Origin of the sequence: Legionella rubrilucens (genome assembly GCF_001468125.1) — a bacterium.
Lineage (GTDB): Bacteria > Pseudomonadota > Gammaproteobacteria > Legionellales > Legionellaceae > Legionella_C > Legionella_C rubrilucens.
Map to the genome: position 1 here is coordinate 15,560 of NZ_LNYT01000005.1, position 13,554 is coordinate 29,113.

The following is a 13,554-nucleotide window of genomic DNA, read 5'->3' on the forward strand; positions in this document are numbered from 1 at the left end:
GAACTGCCTGCTGTATTATTTATTGATGGAGAATTTAATTTTGAATTCCTCAGAAGGCAGCATTTCCTGGCTGATACCGTCTGATAAGCCCTTACTGAAGTGAATAAAGGCGCCAGCCAGATTTTCGGTCTTGTGCGACGAGTTCTTGCTTCCCAGGAAAAAGGCATACGCATTGTGATTTTCCTGTCGTTGGCTATAGGCATGGGATTGAAAAGGTGATAAGCCTTCTTGGTGGTTTTGTTTTACCTGATCTAATAGGGATTCTTTGGCTAAGGGATACAAAGGCGTTTCAACCATGTCATGACCGTCATTGATGTCGGAGATGGATTGATGATGGTCTGGGCCAAATTGTTTCAATTGGTCATTTAATTCTTTGCGTTGCGGACAATGGTAACCTGGGTAATCGGCTCCGGTTTCATCCTTTATTTTTCTCACTTCCATTGCCTGAGTAAAGTTGCCAAAGATGGCCTTACCAAAGTCTTTAAAGAAGCTTACTTTTTCGCTTTTGCCGTTGTGTTTCATGGTACTACTCTCGTTAAATTAAAAAACAGTAAGTTCATGGTAAGGCTTGCTGTCTTAAGAGAGTCTTAAGTGCAACAGGATTAACACAAAATTTGCATATACTTTGCAAAAAGTTTATTTTTTATTCTTTTTGGAGGGTTTAATTGCTACGGATCTCAGCGTGCTGCAGGCGATTCTGCCTGCAGCCGGAAGGAAAATCAGACGTTGAATTGCAAGTTTACGGACACTTCCTGTTTGCCATCTGAAGGGGGCATTTTTTGTTTCAGAAGGCCCAGTTTTTTTAATTTATAGGTCATTAACTCGCGCTCATGCTTCTCAATGCCCCCATCAATTTGCTCCAATCGCTTTTTATGGCCTTCCATCTGCTCGGCCGAAGGGGGCTGTTCCTCCAACGTGGGGGAAAAGTGCATTCTTGCATCAGGAAATAACAGGGGGAGAGGTACAATCACCAGAGGGCCATGAGGCCTTTCAGAGGTTGCCACAAACTCTCGATGCTCCCTTAGTCGACTCAACGCTTCCTTTTCTTCCTTTATCTTCTGTTTAATATCAAGATAGGCCTTATCGTCTTTCAATTCAGATTTAGCCTGATCCATCTGTCGTTCATGCTGAATGTGTCGAACCTGTTCCTCAGACAACGTTTCCTCCCAGGGTAAGGGCATGGGCTCTGGCTGCCGCTCGTCTGCCTCATCGGATTTAAAGCAATAGGACAGGCCTTGAAACAAGGCGACACCCAGAGCAATGACAGCCAGGGGCAGTACAATCGCCGCGGCAATGGCCGTATAAATCGATGCAAAAAGAAATGGAAAGACCACCAGCGCAACCACGGTGAGTACCAGCCAGGCGCCGAAAGCGGTCATGGCGCGCGGATGGCGGCTGGCAAACGAGGGCAGTTCAATCCGTGCTTCCTGCATGGCTTCGAGTAATTCTTTATCCATGAAGGCTGCGGCGCTGGAATAGGAGGGGCCGCGTTTGACATCGCCCAGGAATTGTCCAAATTGCACTTTGTGATTGGTGCGGTTTGCGCGCCGTATCTCTTTCTTTACCTGCTCCTGCAGGGCGATATTAATGGCGCGGAGGCGTTGTTCCTCATCGGCCTGAGGAGGAACGGCCAGCGATTTTGCTGCGAGGATGGTGCGTTCCACACCGGCATTGAAGGCGCGATTAAACGGCACGCCTGAGCCGGCGTCGCCTAAGAGAATGACACGTTTGTTGCCAGGTAATTGTTTAGCGAAGGTGGCGGTGCAATAGGTCGACAGTTCCACACCGGCAATGGCGTCGCTCTTTTCAATCAGCTGGTCTTTCAGTGCTGCGCGGCGAAGCGCCAACCAGGGGCGGATGCTGTTGGCCAACCGCGCCATGTTGCGGGTTTCGGGTTGAACAAAATCATTAAGTTTTAGTTTCTTTTTGGCATACACTTCCTGATAAGTCTCTTTGTCCACAAAAAAGAAAAGAGAAACAGGGGTTTTACCGTTTTTCTTACGTCCTATCTGTTCGGACACGAAATGTTCAGTCTGGCTTAGCGCCGGAGCATAAGTCGTGAGTGGAATCGGTTTGGTTTTACCGCGAACATGGTACTTCACTTCCACAATGTATTGCAGATTCTTGTCGACTGATTTTTTATCGTCAAAGAATTTTTTTCGGACCGTGCTGTGTGCGCCATCCGCCCCGATCAAGGTGTGGGCAGAGGGGAAACGATCAAGGAGAGCCTGAGGATCATCGATTTTTTCGTATTCAATTTTAATGCCCAGATCATCCGCCAGTTTCTTGAGTTTCGACTCGATAGTGGAGGTGGGAACAGGGCCATGAAAATCCTTTAAAATGGCCTGCAAGCGTTCATCAGGATGAGAGCCCTTAAATGCGTTGGGGTCGACCAGCAGGGTATGATGCCGGGTGTATTCCTTATTGCGTTCAAAAATGACAACCTCTGCCTTAGGATTGTGTAATTTCGCTTCAATGGCGCTTAACAATCCAATAGGTCCGGCACCTATAACAAGAATATCAGGTTTCATGCACTTGCCCTAATTCAGTGAAGACGGCCTAGTATAGTTACCCGGTTGTAGAAAAACAATGCAGTCAGTGGATTATAAACTCGCCATGTCAATCACAAAACGATAGCGTACATTGCTTTGAATCACCCGCTCATAGGCTTCATTCACCTGCTGAATTGAAATTCGCTCAATGTCGCAGACGATATTGTGTTGCCCGCAAAAATCAAGCATTTCCTGCGTTTCCTGAATACCGCCAATAAGGGAGCCCGCAAGGCTTTTTCTGCCGCCGATGAGTGACAGGGCTTTAACCGGGATATCGTGCTCCGGAATCCCCACAATGACCATGGTCCCATCGCGTTTGAGCAGTTTCAGGTAATCATTCCAGTTTATTTTGGCAGAGACCGTATTGATCATCAGGTCAAAGGTACCTGCCAGTTGACTGAATGTTTTGGCATCAGCAGTTGCGTAAAAGGCATCGGCGCCTAAGCGTTTGGCATCGTTTGCCTTACTTAATGAGTGACTGAGTACACTGACCTCAGCACCCAGGGCATGAGCAATCTTAACCCCGACATGACCTAAGCCGCCAAGACCAAGGATAGCCACTTTTTTGCCTGGCCCGGCTTTCCAGTGTTTGAGTGGTGAATACAGGGTAATCCCGGCGCAAAGCAGGGGCGCTGCGGCATCGGGAGGGAGATTGTCCGGTATACGCAGCACATAATGTTCATCCACGACAATGCGTGAAGAATAACCGCCCTGGGTCAGGCGGCTGCCGTCGCGTTCCATGTTGTTGTAAGTGGTGGTCATGCCTTCGCTGCAGAATTGCTCCAGGCCATCCTGGCAGTTGACGCACCGCCGGCAGGAATCGACAAAACAACCCACACCCACTCGATCACCGACTTTGAATCGAGTGACTTTTGCGCCGATTTGACTGACAACCCCGATGATTTCATGGCCAGGCACCATGGGAAAGAGGGCGCCGCCCCATTCTTCGCGGGCCTGGTGGATGTCGGAATGGCAAATACCGCAAAATTGAATATCAATCAGCACATCCTGCTCACCCACATCGCGTCGTTCGAATGCATATGGGGTGAGGGGGGCTTTAGCCGTTTGCGCGGCGTATCCTTTGACCGGAATCATGCTGATCTCCTTCAATGACATGAGCAATAAGAAACAATCAGTCTAGCAAAAATTGATGGGATTGTCGCAGGTATTGGCCGATTTACCAGGGGACACTGCCAAGGATGGCTCAAGCATTTTGCAGGTGAGCAGCAAGGGCAAACTGCTCGCGGCGAGCATGGCTAAGAAAAAACCGGGGTACCCCATGAGATGCTGAATCAAGCCGCTTAGTGCACCAAACACAATGTAACTCAATGCCATAATGGAGGTGCACAGCGTGTACATGGACATGGGATAAGGGCTTTGATTGGCGATGCGAAGGAGGTAAGTCATGTAGGCGCCATTCAGGATCCCGGCGATGAACTGCCCAGGCAGAACGAACACCCAGATCAAGGGATAAGTATGAATCTGGGTCATTAAGAAGAAAAATAAATGACCAGGAACCATGAGAAATGTTAACTTCTTAAGACAGGACGAAGTACCCCATCGGCTTGACAGATACCCTGCAAAAGAGATGCCTGAAATCAGCGCCAGACTGCCAAAAACCCCATAAAGCGCACCAAATTGCGGCAACGACAGGCCGATACCCTGAGGGTCAACGAGATAAAGTGGCAGCATTTTTTGAATCTGGGCATCGGTCAGATTGTAGATAAAAATAAAAAACAGCGGAGTATGCCACTTTTTCTGCAGGAACAATGCCTGAATGCGCAGGTATTTTTCCTCAGGCACAGGGCGGGATTGATGGGTGTTGGGTATAAAAAGGAGATGAAACAGGATGAATACCACAAGAAGCAGGGTGAGCAAACTGAAAAACCACGGCCAGACAGGGTAGGAGGTGCGGGAGGCCAGGACGACAGCCAGCGTCAGTAAGCCGCCTTTCACGGTCAGGCGGCCCAGTTGGTAGAAGCCACTGCGAAGGCCGACATAACGCTTTTGCTCTGTCTCGGATAAATTCGACAGGTAAAGCCCGTCAGACAGAATGTCATTCATGGAGGAGAGCAGGGCAAGAGCCAGGAAGGCAGGAATGGATAGCGGCAGAAAAAAGGACGTGTTGGCTGTCAGGGCAAGCAGAGAAACCACGCACACCAGTCCGCCCTGGATGATGAGCAGGCTGGTTTTTTTATTCGGCTGCTTTTCAAGCATGGGAGCGAATACGGGTTTGATACACCAGGGCAGCATGAACAGGCTGGTTAGCAGGGTCGCAGCGGCGTTCCCGAGGCCATAGTGCTGATAACACAGCGCGGCCATGGTCGCGACCACCATGTAAGGCAGGCTCTGAAAGAAATACAGGCAGGCTATCCAGCCCCAGTGCGTTAAGGATTGACGAGACACAAACGGCCTTGTGTTGACCAGGATGCGGCATATTGTACATTAATTGTTCATTTTGAGGCAATGCCTGTCGATCCTAAAAAAACCAGTCATGAATTGGCAGGTGAGTGCTATACCCGCTACTATTGAAAGAAAAGGATAAAATAAAACATGCCCATGCCAGTCATTAATGAAACATGGTTATGGTGTCTCTTTTTCCTCTTGGTAACGATCGTCCTCAGTATCGATCTGTGGCTTCTCAGAGGGCAGAAAAGTCATCGGGTTTCAACGCGCGAGGCACTGTCATGGACCGCCGTGTGGGTGAGTCTCGCTTTAAGTTTTAATCTCGTGCTTTGGGTTTATCTTTACCACACCTTCGGACCGGCTATTGCCTATGAAAAGTCGCTTGAATTTTTAGTCAGTTACCTGATTGAAAAATCACTGTCTGTGGATAATCTCTTTGTTTTTATTTTGATTTTTCAGTATTTCTCCATTCCTGCCCATCATCAGAGAAGACTCCTGCAGTATGGCGTCATCAGCGCCATTTTCATGCGTTTAATTATTATTTTGTTTGGTATCTGGCTTATCAACCGCTTTGAGTGGATATTTTATGTCTTTGGGGTGTTACTGTTGATTTCAGCGCTTCGTATTCTTTTTTTGGGAAATGAAGAAAAAAGCCTTGAAACCAATCTTTTAATCCGTTTGTTTTCAAAAATTTTTCGCCTGTCTCATGAGAAAATCGATGGCCGATTTTTTATCATGCACAATAAAAAATGGTATGTGACACCCATGTTTATTGCGTTGTTGTTTATCGAATTCAGCGATTTGATTTTTGCTATCGACAGTATCCCTGCGGTTTTTGCGATTACCCGTGATCCATTCATTGTGTTCACGTCCAATGTCTTTGCCATTTTGGGCTTAAGGACCTTGTATTTTCTCATCAGCAACATGAAAGAGCAGTTTGCCTATTTAAGCCATGGGCTGGCCATCATTCTGATTTTTATCGGTATTAAAATGCTTATCCATGATTACATTGAAATTCCCGTGTTGATGACCCTGGGTTTCATCATTCTGGTGCTGGCCGCTGCCATCACCTTAAGCTGGATGTTACGCAAACCCCATTGAATGCGGTGAAAGCCGTTTGAACAGGTAATTAATTAAATTATCAATTTAAAATCATAATCCCTGATATAATTAGGTATACCACGCGATTTATTCTTAAAAAAACCGGGGTCGTTCTGGTAACGAGTTTAAGCTTGGGCGTTTCAGGGCAGGAGAAGAATAAAATGGCTATGAATCGCTACAAAAAATACCGCAAATTTGCAGGGAAAATCGTCATTCTTGGATTTGGCAGTATTGGTCAGGCCATATTTCCGCTTCTTGCCCGACATCTGGTTATTGAGCCTCAACAGGTACGAGTGGTTTCCAAATTAGCAGAGGAAGAAACGATTGCTCAGGAGCTGGGGGTAAACTTCAGATTGCTTGAGGTTACACGCGAGAATTACAAGCCATTTTTTGATGAAGAGCTCTCGGTTGGTGATTTTTTAATCAATCTGTCAACTGGAATTTCCAGCGCTGACTTAATCCGGTTGTGTCAGGTAAAAAAAGTACTCTACCTTGATGCCAGCACTGAACCCTGGGAGGGTTATTATACCGATGAATCCCTGTCCCCTCCCCAACGCACCAATTATGCCTTGCGGGAAGAAATGCTCGCGATGAAAGGAAAAGCGGGGAGTACTGCGGTGATCACCCACGGGGCTAACCCTGGCCTTGTGTCTCATTTTGTTAAACAGGCTTTATGGAACATGGCTCGCGACAATGATTTGCCGATACGCCCTCTTCATACTGCCCAGGATTGGGCTTATCTGGCACACCAATTGACCATTAAAGCCATTCATATCGCTGAGCGGGATACGCAAATCACTTCAACACCTAAAATGCCGGGTGAGTTCGTGAATACCTGGTCAGTGCCTGGTTTTATGGCGGAAGCCCGGCAGCCGGCGGAATTAAGTTGGGGAACGCATGAACGCCATTGGCCAAAAGACGCGCATCACTACGATTTCGGCTCGAATTGCTCCATTTATCTCCACAGGCCAGGGGCCATGACGCAGGTGCGTACCTGGACCCCCGCACTCGGACCGTTTCATGGTTTTTTAATTACCCATGCCGAATCAATTTCCATTGCTGACTATTTAAGCATCCGATGCAATGGCAATGTCATTTATCGTCCCACTGTTCATTATGCCTATTTCCCTTGTCCTGATGCGACCCTGTCATTGCATGAATACAATGGTATGGAGTGGCAGAATGGCATGAATCAGGAGGAGCATAACCGCTTGATTGTTGATGACATCATTGATGGCATGGATGAATTAGGCGTGCTGTTGATGGGAAACAGGAAAGGGGCTTACTGGTTTGGATCACAATTGTCCATTCACGACGCCAGGAAGCAGGTTCCCTATAACAATGCGACCAGTTTGCAGGTGGCCGCCGGGGTACTCGCGGCGGTGCTGTGGGCCATGGAGTACCCGGAATGCGGCATTGTCGAGCCTGAAGATCTTGACTACCAATACATTCTAAAAATCGCTCTGCCTTATCTTGGCAAAGTGTCTGGCTATTACACGCATTGGAATCCGCTGAAAGATCGGCAACAGCTTTACAACGAAAAAATCGATCAAAGCGACCCGTGGCAATTCTTAAATATTCGCGTCATTTAAGTGAATATTCTCAGAAATTTACCAGTAATTTTTTGGGGGAAAACGCTTGAATATATTCCATGTTTTCTCGTGTATTTATCCAGCCATTAATAATAATTTTTCGAATGACTAGGGGCGCTTTACGGCAGTTTTTTAAATGATCATAGGCTGTATGTAGCCGGGCTTCATGATCGGCAATAATTGAAAAAATCATAGGGTCATTAAAAAGCGATGCAAAAATCACTTCGGACTGAATGAATATAAGCGATAATTCCGCCGGCTCCACCCGAGGAAGTTGTCTGGTCTTTAAAAACGCGGCAATTTCATCACGAAAGCCAAGGTGTTTTGCCTTCATCTCCGCTATAAAGGAGCGAATGGTGTCCGATTCAATGTGTCGCAGTGCGATAAACAGGACTTCAATAACCGTAACCTCCAGCGTATATATTTCTGATAATTTAGAAAAATAGTCATCATTTAATGTCATAAAACTCTCCATGTTTTTATTGAATTAATGAAAATTAATTTTGGAGAATTATGATATTTTTTAGTAATAAAAATTTCAATTTATTTTTTAATAAATTATTAAATTATTTAAATATTTTGCAGTGCATTTTACCGTCATTAATTATCCAGGCTCTTTTCATGACTTCAGTATTAAATGACACACTGACCTCACCTTGCGTGTTAACGGCAATCACGCCCATTTCCCTGTGGGATGCCGGGGGACGCTTTTTTATAACCTGGTCACAGGCCTGTTGCAGGGAATACCCCTGAAGTTCGATGAGCATGGCAATCGAATGAGCCACTACGCCGGTAATCAACGCTTCCCCTTCGCCGGTGCCTGAGACGGCGCAATTGCTGTTGTTGGCATAACAACCTGCACCAATTACACAACTGTCGCCAATGCGTCCCGGCAGGCAATGGCTGGTGCCTCCGGTTGATGTGGCGGAAGCCAGATTGCCTTCACTGTCTAAGGCGACAGCACCCACTGTGCCGCTACAGCCTTTTGTAAGGATGTCGTCAAATGTTTCCTTTTGATGCCGGCTTTGATGTTGCTGGTATTGATAATCCGTCATGAAATAAGACTCAGGCAATAAGGGAAGGTTGAAATACTTCGCCACGTCAAGGGCCCCATAGCCGGATAAAAAAACATGATGGGTTTTTTCCATGATTTTTCGCGCAAGGCTGACGGGATTTTTAACTTCACGAATCATGGATACGGCGCCGGCTTTCAAGGTTTTGCCATCCATGATGGACGCATCCATTTCAATTTCTCCATGGCAATTCAGCGCGGATCCCCGTCCCGCATTAAAGTGAGGGTCGTCTTCAAGCACGCAGACAGCGGCCTCTACGGCATCGAGCGCACTGCCGCCGTCTTTAAGAATCCGATGACCGGTGAGCAGCGCATCCTGTAACCCTTTCTCGCATTTTTTTTCATTGGCTATTAAAAAATCCGAGGCTTCTCCCGCACCGCCGTGAACGGCGATAGCGATTTTATTCATGCTGAACTCCTTACGGTTATTCCTTTAACGTTGGATTGTAAAGTTTACGTGTTTTAATGGAAAACCGACAATTTTTAACTAATAAATGCACCTTGAGGTTTTCCACATACACGGCTTCGTCTTCCTTAACGGTGGGGATGTTGGTTTGGCGAATTGATTTGCCGTCAATGATGACAACCATGCCAGAGCCCCGGCATTCGGCCTCCGAACCGTTTTTAATGATAAGCGCCGTGTCCTCACCTAACCCAACACCTAATTGATCCGGATTAATGATGATGGCATGCGCCAGGCGGGCGAAGCGCCCGCGTTTAATAAAATGGGTATCGATGATGCAGTGTTGCAGAAAGCCAAGCCCGGAAGAGGTTTTTAAATCGCGTTCCATCAGCGCTTCTTCCACACCGCCTTCGGTGATCATAATGGATGACATGACCATGGCTCCGGCACTGGTTCCAGCCACGATAAAAGTTTTATCCTCGATATAGCGTTCCCTGATTCGATCAATCAGCGGCGTGCCGCCAAGAATGGTTGCCAGGCGGAATTGATCGCCGCCTGTGAAGAAAATGCCGTCAGCCTGCTCAATGCGATCAAGGTAAATTTTTTCCCTGGCTTCCATTTTGTCTTCAATCTGAATAAAGCCTGAGTTTAAGTAGCCAATGTCGCGAAACGCTCTTTCATAACGCTGCCTGACTTTTTCCTGATACCGTGAACCCGAGGTAATGACTTCAATTTTTTTATTGCGCGACGCGTTGAACAATTCGCGTAAAATCTCATACCGCTGCAATTCGCCCTGATTCTTCTTGCTTGCGGAGGGGATCTGGTCTCCCATGTCTTCCGCGCCGCCAATGATGAGTAATTTTCCTTTGGCATACATAACCGCTCCTTAAGCCGAGGTATAATCTGCATTCCATTCCTTGTGAAGCGTCTTTAAGTGTGCCGTAGCGGCCAGGACATCCTCAGGAAAATACACTATAAACGTCCCGGGTTTGGCCCTTTCCAGGGCATGGCTGAGTGCTTGCTTTTCGTTGGGGATAATCTGGATGTCCTTAACCAGTTTGGAGTCAGCCTCATCAATGCCCTGAACAATCAACCGAGTCAATTCTTCATTGCTTCGACCACGTCCATCGCTGTCGTGGCGAATGATGATCTCATCGTACATTTGAGCTGCAAAAAACCCCACTTTTTTAATGTCGTCAGGACTCCTGTCGCCGGTGGCGGCGATGATGCCGATTTTTTTTGTGCATTTCAGTTGCTTCAAATACTTCTGCAACTCAATAAACGCCGCCTCATTATGGCAATAATCCAGCATGACTTGGAAATGGTTAAAAGAATAGACATTCATACGCCCCGGAATCATCTCGGGGATGGGATAAAAGGTGGTGAGCCAGGCGGCAATGTCCGTTTTATTGAAATTCATGGCCACAGCAGCCAGGGTAGCGGCTAATGCATTTTGTATCATGCAGGACGCTTTGCCGCCGTGGGTTATGGGAATGTTTGCCAGGCTTTGTAGAGGGATGATCTCATCGTGTGCACGGATTATCAGTCGGCCTGAATCAATGTAAGCGGCGAGTCCTCCCGTGTGGCAATGGTCATGGATGCGTTTATTGTCCTTGTGCATACTAAACAGGGCAATCTTGCATGCGAGGGATTTTTTCATTGCGAATACCAAATCATCGTCGGCATTGAGTACCGCATACCCTGTCGGCGCGGTACTGCGGGCAACCACTTCCTTGACGCGGGCCATGTCGCTTAATGTGTGAATGTCATTCTGTCCCAGATGATCAGATGATACATTGGTGATGATACTGACCTGGCATTGGTCAAATCCTAAACCAGCCCGTAAAATACCTCCTCGCGCGCATTCCAGTACAGCAAAATCAACCAAGGGATCACGTAACACCAGATTGGCGCAAAAAGGGCCGCTGCAGTCACCAAGGTAAAGGGTATTCTGATTAATGTAAACGGCGTCTGTGGTAGTAAAACCGACCTGATGCCCCGCTTCGCGGGCAAAATGAGCCATCAACCTGACGGTGGTGGTTTTTCCATTGGTTCCGGTCACGGCAACAAGGGGGATTCGCCCGGATTGATTATTGGGAAAAAGCATGTCCAGGATGGGTTTGGCCACGTTAATCGCTCGACCGTGGGTTGGGCGCAGGTGCATTCGTAACCCCGGACTGGCATTAACCTCCAGTATTGCGCCATGACCTTCTGTAATGGGTAAACGGATGTTCTGTGCCATGATGTCGATACCGCAGAGATCGAGGTTCATCAACCGCGCAATGCGTTCAGCCATAAAGACATTATCCGGGTGAACGTCGGCTGTGACGTCGGCTGAGGTACCTCCGGAACTGATGTTGGCGGCATGTTTTAAACGTAAAACCGTACCCATGGATAAGACACTGTCTAAATTCAGGTTCTCTTCTTTAAGAATGTCCAGAGTCACGTCATCAATGGTAATGGCGGTTAAGTAATTCTCATGGGATCGTCCCCGCTCCGGCTGTTGATTGATGGCATCAATCAGTTGCTGAATAGTCGATGTGCCGTCGCCGACAATGGCGGCCGGCGAGCGTTGGGCCACGGCGACCAATTGATAATTGATCACCAGAAAGCGATAATCATGGCCTTCAATTAATTGTTCAACAATGACTTCGGAAGAAACCTGCTGTGCCAGACTAAACGCCGAGCGTGCTTTTTCCTTATTCATGATGTGCGTGGTGGCGCCGCGGCCATGATTGCCGCTGAGCGGCTTAATGACACAGGGAAAACCTATCTCCTCAAGCGCTGCATCAAGTTCAGACAAGCGGGTAATGACCACGCCCCGCGGAACAGGAATGAGTTCGGCGGCCAGCATGTTTTTAGTGAGTTCCTTATCGCTTGCGTTATCGACGCCGAGGGTGCTGGTATCGGACGTGATTGCAGCGCGGATCTGTTTTTGCTGCCTGCCATGACCTAACTGGATCAGTGATGCCGAGTCAAGGCGGCGAAAAGGAATGTTACGCCTTGCGGCTTCAGTGAGAATAGCCTGGGTGCTGGGACCGAGGCTTTCCTGGTCCCTGATTGCTCGTAGACGGCGGATGTCGTCAGCCAGGCGCGTGTATTTTTTTTGGCAGGCAAGGGTTCTGACCAGTTCAACGGCACGATACGCCGCGTATACTCCGGCTTTTTCAAACTCATAGGAGAACACCACATGATAAACACCAGGCTCGGCTGCCGAACGAGTACGGCCAAAACCGCATTCCATACCCGCTAACCATTGCAACTCAAGGGCTACATGCTCAATAACATGCCCGAGCCAGGTGCCTTCATTAACGCGCTTTAAGAATCCGCCTTTATGATTCTCTGAACAATAGTGTTCATGCAAGGACGGCAGCAATTTGCTTAAATCAGCATAAAAACCGGGAAGGCAGTGTGTAGGTAATCGCTCGAATTCATGGAGATCGAGTTTGATAACAATGAGTCTGCAACGGGTATTCGACCAGTAATTAGGGCCACGCAAGATGTTGATTTTTAAAATTTCCATGTCAAAATCTCCAAAAAATACACTGTTTTACTTTCAGAAATATATTTTTTTAAGGCATCATGTTTCCAGGAAAAGTTGTCGGAAATGCGTCGACCGTAACAGGATTTGATTTAAAGAATATACCAGCGATTGAGGTGTGCCGAAGTCAAGGACTTTTTTTACCCATAACGGAATAATGTAATGTTCATCTTCAATCATCCGTTGATACACATCAAACAAAGGATTTCTGCTGATGTTTGCACTCGGTTTTATTTCGATGAGGAAGTTGAGTAATTGACGGGTATTTTTAATAAAAAAAGTATCGATAAGTGCGTTGTTTGGAATAATTCGTTGTTGCAGTGATTTCACTCTGAAATCCTGATCATCCACTTCGGCAAACATCAATGAGGGATTGTGTGAATGATAAAGCAACAGGGCGCCGTCAATTTGCCATTCAAGTAGGATTTGCCAATTAAAATCAACCTGAATATAGGTGTCGCAGTTGTGGATGAGGGAAGGTAATTTAAGGTCGAGATAGGGCGCTGCTGTTAAAAGCGTTTCGGCCAGTGTCCGGGGCTCTTCTTTTAGATTAACAATGGTACAGGGGTAAAATGCACTGTAATGAGCGCGTATATCTTCGACTAAAAGGGTAGAAAACTCATCTTCCTGTACGATGAAAATCAATTGATTGGCCAAATGCAGGGGCAGTGAATCCACCGCCTGCCTGTACATGGGTTTATCGGCTACTATGATGAGGGGTTTTGGTCGCGTAAATCCTGAGTTTTTGAAACGTAATCCTGATCCAGCCATAGGGATAACGATATTCATTATTCATTCCTTTATTTTGGTCATACGTCTCGAAATACAGTGCCTGGCGTGCTTTAATTATTAAATATAGGAGTATTTGTGAATTAATAAATAGCAGT

The 13,554-nt window shown here is 47.0% G+C and carries 11 protein-coding genes; 2 read left to right on the plus strand and 9 right to left on the minus strand.

Annotated features, from left to right (window positions below; all coding sequences use genetic code 11):
- Positions 1-15: 15 nt before the first annotated feature.
- From Lrub_RS01915 to Lrub_RS01930, 4 genes are all read right to left on the minus strand, one after another.
- Positions 16-522: a hypothetical protein gene (locus tag Lrub_RS01915; RefSeq protein WP_058530518.1), complete on the minus strand. Its 507-nt coding sequence runs from the start codon at positions 520-522 to the stop codon at positions 16-18.
- A 197-nt stretch (positions 523-719) separates the two neighbouring features.
- Complete coding sequence (locus Lrub_RS01920; protein ID WP_058530519.1) at positions 720-2,531, minus strand: FAD-dependent oxidoreductase; 1,812 nt, start codon at positions 2,529-2,531, stop codon at positions 720-722.
- 72 nt (positions 2,532-2,603) lie between these two features.
- On the minus strand, positions 2,604-3,647 hold the full coding sequence (locus Lrub_RS01925) for an NAD(P)-dependent alcohol dehydrogenase (protein ID WP_058530520.1): 1,044 nt from the start codon (positions 3,645-3,647) through the stop codon (positions 2,604-2,606).
- A gap of 42 nt (positions 3,648-3,689) precedes the next feature.
- Positions 3,690-4,958: an MFS transporter gene (locus Lrub_RS01930; RefSeq protein ID WP_058530521.1), complete on the minus strand. Its 1,269-nt coding sequence runs from the start codon at positions 4,956-4,958 to the stop codon at positions 3,690-3,692.
- A gap of 153 nt (positions 4,959-5,111) precedes the next feature.
- On the opposite strand from Lrub_RS01930, the gene Lrub_RS01935 reads away from it, so the two are divergent.
- On the plus strand, positions 5,112-6,059 hold the full coding sequence (locus Lrub_RS01935) for a TerC/Alx family metal homeostasis membrane protein (RefSeq protein WP_058530563.1): 948 nt from the start codon (positions 5,112-5,114) through the stop codon (positions 6,057-6,059).
- Between the two features lie 161 nt (positions 6,060-6,220).
- Entirely contained in the window at positions 6,221-7,651 is a 1,431-nt protein-coding gene (locus Lrub_RS01940) for a homospermidine synthase (RefSeq protein WP_337589121.1), read from the plus strand.
- 10 nt (positions 7,652-7,661) lie between these two features.
- Here the strand turns inward: Lrub_RS01940 and Lrub_RS01945 are convergent, their stop codons facing one another.
- The 5 genes from Lrub_RS01945 to Lrub_RS01965 all read right to left on the minus strand — a co-directional run bounded on the left by Lrub_RS01945 (position 7,662) and on the right by Lrub_RS01965 (position 13,456).
- A complete protein-coding gene (locus Lrub_RS01945) occupies positions 7,662-8,114 on the minus strand; it encodes a hypothetical protein (protein WP_058530522.1) in 453 nt (150 codons plus the stop codon).
- A gap of 103 nt (positions 8,115-8,217) precedes the next feature.
- The gene (locus tag Lrub_RS01950) at positions 8,218-9,132 is read right to left on the minus strand and encodes an isoaspartyl peptidase/L-asparaginase family protein (protein WP_058530523.1); all 915 of its coding nucleotides are present in this window, start codon (positions 9,130-9,132) and stop codon (positions 8,218-8,220) included.
- 16 nt (positions 9,133-9,148) lie between these two features.
- Positions 9,149-10,003 (minus strand): cyanophycinase, encoded by an 855-nt coding sequence (locus tag Lrub_RS01955; RefSeq protein ID WP_058530524.1) that lies wholly within the window; start codon positions 10,001-10,003, stop codon positions 9,149-9,151.
- A gap of 9 nt (positions 10,004-10,012) precedes the next feature.
- Positions 10,013-12,649 carry a cyanophycin synthetase gene (gene cphA, locus Lrub_RS01960; RefSeq protein WP_058530525.1) on the minus strand — a complete coding sequence of 879 codons (2,637 nt, stop codon included), beginning with the start codon at positions 12,647-12,649 and terminating at the stop codon, positions 10,013-10,015.
- Between the two features lie 57 nt (positions 12,650-12,706).
- Positions 12,707-13,456, minus strand: a complete 750-nt coding sequence (locus Lrub_RS01965) for a glycosyltransferase family protein (RefSeq protein WP_058530526.1) — start codon at positions 13,454-13,456, stop codon at positions 12,707-12,709.
- Between the last annotated feature and the right edge of the window lie 98 nt (positions 13,457-13,554).

What these genes read in the sequence shown, in the direction of transcription:
- Lrub_RS01950 (WP_058530523.1), bottom strand. Translation starts at nt 9,132, where the DNA reads ATGAATAAAATCGCTATCGCCGTTCACGGCGGTGCGGGAGAAGCCTCG.
- Lrub_RS01940 (WP_337589121.1), top strand. Translation starts at nt 6,221, where the DNA reads ATGGCTATGAATCGCTACAAAAAATACCGCAAATTTGCAGGGAAAATC.
- Lrub_RS01935 (WP_058530563.1), top strand. Translation starts at nt 5,112, where the DNA reads ATGCCAGTCATTAATGAAACATGGTTATGGTGTCTCTTTTTCCTCTTG.
- Lrub_RS01965 (WP_058530526.1), bottom strand. Translation starts at nt 13,456, where the DNA reads ATGAATATCGTTATCCCTATGGCTGGATCAGGATTACGTTTCAAAAAC.
- Lrub_RS01920 (WP_058530519.1), bottom strand. Translation starts at nt 2,531, where the DNA reads ATGAAACCTGATATTCTTGTTATAGGTGCCGGACCTATTGGATTGTTA.
- Lrub_RS01955 (WP_058530524.1), bottom strand. Translation starts at nt 10,003, where the DNA reads ATGTATGCCAAAGGAAAATTACTCATCATTGGCGGCGCGGAAGACATG.
- cphA (WP_058530525.1), bottom strand. Translation starts at nt 12,649, where the DNA reads ATGGAAATTTTAAAAATCAACATCTTGCGTGGCCCTAATTACTGGTCG.
- Lrub_RS01915 (WP_058530518.1), bottom strand. Translation starts at nt 522, where the DNA reads ATGAAACACAACGGCAAAAGCGAAAAAGTAAGCTTCTTTAAAGACTTT.
- Lrub_RS01945 (WP_058530522.1), bottom strand. Translation starts at nt 8,114, where the DNA reads ATGACATTAAATGATGACTATTTTTCTAAATTATCAGAAATATATACG.
- Lrub_RS01925 (WP_058530520.1), bottom strand. Translation starts at nt 3,647, where the DNA reads ATGATTCCGGTCAAAGGATACGCCGCGCAAACGGCTAAAGCCCCCCTC.